The sequence below is a fragment of the Streptomyces sp. P5F9 genome (assembly GCF_057961495.1).
Genome location: NZ_JBXVPZ010000765.1, coordinates 1 through 2,693, shown reverse-complemented (window position 1 = coordinate 2,693; position 2,693 = coordinate 1). Strand labels below are relative to the sequence as shown.

Sequence of the window (2,693 nt, the reverse complement as noted above, 5' to 3'; positions counted from 1 at the left end):
CCCCCGCCCTCACCGCGACCCAGCTCAACGACGCGCTACAGGGCCTCGGGCCGCGCAACTGAGCTGATCGCGGCGCGAGTTCGGCGGCGGAGACCTGTCTACGGCCGTGTACCGCCCGCAGTTGGACCCGACCCCAGTCCAGGACCGGCGCCCCACACCCGACCAACGTTCCCCAAGGGCCTCTACCCACAAGGGAGTTGACGCCAAGACAGCACGCTGCCCGACGTAGGAGACCGATCCCTCGATCCTCCAGCGCCGGGCAGTACACCCCGTACGTTCAGCCCACCGAGGTCAGGATTCGACCCCCGCTTCCTCCAGCGCGCCGACCTGCTCGGCCTTCTCCTCGGTCGGCGCGGCTGCCCGTACCGCCGGGATCGCCGCCGCGACCAGCGCCGCCAGCAGGGCGACGCCGCCGCCGATGATGAGGCCCGTGCGGAAGCCGCCCTCAGAGGTGAAGGTGTAGCCGCCTGCCGTGGTGGTCATCTGGGCGAGGACCACGCCGATCACCGCGGCGCCGATCGAGGTGCCGAGAGAGCGCATCAGGGTGTTGAAGCCGTTCGCCGCGGCGGTCTCGGAGAGGGGGACCGAGCTCATGATGAGGGCGGGCATCGCGCCGTAGGCGAGGCCGACGCCGCTGTTGATGACGATGCAGACGAGCATCAGGCCCCAGGCGGAGCTCATCAGGCCCATCGACAGGGCGTAGCCGGCGGTGATGACCAGGACGCCGCTGATCAGGGTGAACTTCGGGCCGCGGGCGTTGGTGAGCTTTCCGCCGAGCGGGGAGACGATCATCATCATGATGCCGCCGGGCGCCATCCACAGGCCGGACGCGAGCATCGACTGGCCCAGGCCATAGCCGGTGGCCTCGGGGAACTGGAGCAGCTGCGGGACGACCAGCATGCTGGAGTACATGCCGACGCCGACGAAGACCGAGGCGATGTTGGTGATCAGGACCCGGGGTCGGGCCGTCGTCCGGAGGTCGATCAGCGGGTCGGCGGTACGCAGCTCCCACACGCCCCAGGCCAGGAAGGCCACGATCGCGACGGTGAACAGGCCCAGCACGGTGGCCGAACCCCAGCCCCAGTCGGCGCCCTTGGAGATGCCGAGGAGCAGGCAGACGAGGCCGACGGCGAGGCCGAGGGCGCCGGGGGCGTCGAAGCGCTGGCCCTTGGCGGCGGCCGGTACGTCCGGGATCAGGAACCAGATCAGCGTGGCGACGACCGCGGCGAGAGCGGCCGAACCCCAGAACAGGGCACGCCAGTTGGCGTACTGCGCGATGGCCGCGGCGATCGGCAGGCCGAGGCCGCCGCCGATGCCCATGGAGGCGCTGACCAGCGCGATGGAGGGGCTCAGTCGCTCCTGCGGGACCACGTCCCGGAGGAGGGCGATGCCGAGGGGGACCATGCCCATGCCCATGCCCTGCAGACCGCGTCCGACGATCATCGGGACGACGGAGGAGGAGAGCGCGCAGACCACCGAGCCCACGATCAGCGGGACGGAGCAGGCGAGCAGCATGCGGCGCTTGCCCAGAAGGTCACCGAGACGACCGACGACCGGCACACAGACCGCGGCCACCAGCAGCGTGGCGGTGATCACCCACGCGGCGTTCGAGGACGAGGTGTGCAGCATCTCCGGCAGGTCGGCGATGAGCGGGGTGACCAGCGTCTGCATGATCGCCGCGGTGGTGCCGGCGAAGGCCAGCGTGGCGATCACGCCGCCTGCGCGGGCTGAAGGCTGGGGGGCGTCCATGACGGGACTCCTCGGCATGTCTGTTCAGTCGGGATACGAAGGAATGTGCATCGTACACATCGTATGTATCAGCCATGTGATGGGGATGATGCATACCGTCGTGCGAGGATGGGCCGGGCCGCCCCCGAGCGCAGGACACGGCGGCGGCATCGGCAGGAAGCAGGAGGCAGCGGACCGATGGACAGGCGCACGCGCGAGGTCGAGTACGAGCAGATGCTTCTCAGCCGGCACGGGTTGCTCGCGCAGAAGGGCGGGCGCCGCAAGGACGGCGTGCTGGAGCGCAGCGCCTACATCCTGTTGAGCCGGATCCGCATCCAAGGGCCCATGTCCATCGGCGAGTTGAGCGACGCCTTCGGTCTCGACACGTCCACCCTCAACCGGCAGACGGCGGCCGCCATGCGGTCCGGTCTGGTGGAGCGTATCCCCGATCCGCAGGGCGGCATGGCCCGCAAGTTCCGCATCACGGACCTGGGCGCGCGGATGCTCGACGAGGAGCGCGAGGGTCTCGTCCGTTCCCTGGACCAGATCATGGACGACTGGTCGGACGAGGACATCGACGCCTTCGCGGCTTTTCTACGACGCTTCAACACCGACATCGAGCGGATCGGCGGGCGTCCCTGGCCACGGCCGTGAGCCCCGCCCCGTGACAACTCACGGGACGGGGCGGTCAGTTCACGCCGGGCGTGTCTGGGTCAGGAGGAGCGGCGGGCGCGGCCGGCCGCGTAGATCCCACCGGCGCCCAGGGCGATGACCAGAGCGGCACCGCCCGCGATGAGGCCGACCGGCGCGCTGGAACCGGTCTCCGCCAGCGGCTGGTTGCCACCGTTCGGCGTCGCCTTCGGAGTGGGCGAGGGCGACGACTTCAGCGGCGGGACGTGCGCGGAGGTGGGAGGCGTCGTCGACGGCTTGGGGCTGGCCGGCGGGGTCGACTCCTCGGCGGGAGG

At 70.5% G+C, this 2,693-nt stretch carries 2 protein-coding genes and 1 pseudogene; 1 reads left to right on the top strand and 2 read right to left on the bottom strand.

The features are described 5' to 3' along the window. Positions 1–291: 291 nt before the first annotated feature. Positions 292–1,749, bottom strand: coding sequence for an MFS transporter (locus AC31A1_RS49750; protein ID WP_489659654.1), 1,458 nt, complete (start codon positions 1,747–1,749; stop codon positions 292–294). 177 nt (positions 1,750–1,926) lie between these two features. Between AC31A1_RS49750 and AC31A1_RS49745 the strand changes: the two genes are divergently transcribed. Continuing rightward, a complete protein-coding gene (locus AC31A1_RS49745) occupies positions 1,927–2,382 on the top strand; it encodes a MarR family winged helix-turn-helix transcriptional regulator (protein WP_489659653.1) in 456 nt (151 codons plus the stop codon). Positions 2,383–2,441: 59 nt separating this feature from the next. Here AC31A1_RS49745 and AC31A1_RS49740 read toward each other — a convergent pair. Beyond that, positions 2,442–2,693: pseudogene (locus tag AC31A1_RS49740) on the bottom strand (hypothetical protein); the annotation flags it as partial.

Coding starts and splice junctions, on each gene's coding strand:
- AC31A1_RS49750 (WP_489659654.1), bottom strand. CDS start 1,749: ATGGACGCCCCCCAGCCTTCAGCCCGCGCAGGCGGCGTGATCGCCACG.
- AC31A1_RS49745 (WP_489659653.1), top strand. CDS start 1,927: ATGGACAGGCGCACGCGCGAGGTCGAGTACGAGCAGATGCTTCTCAGC.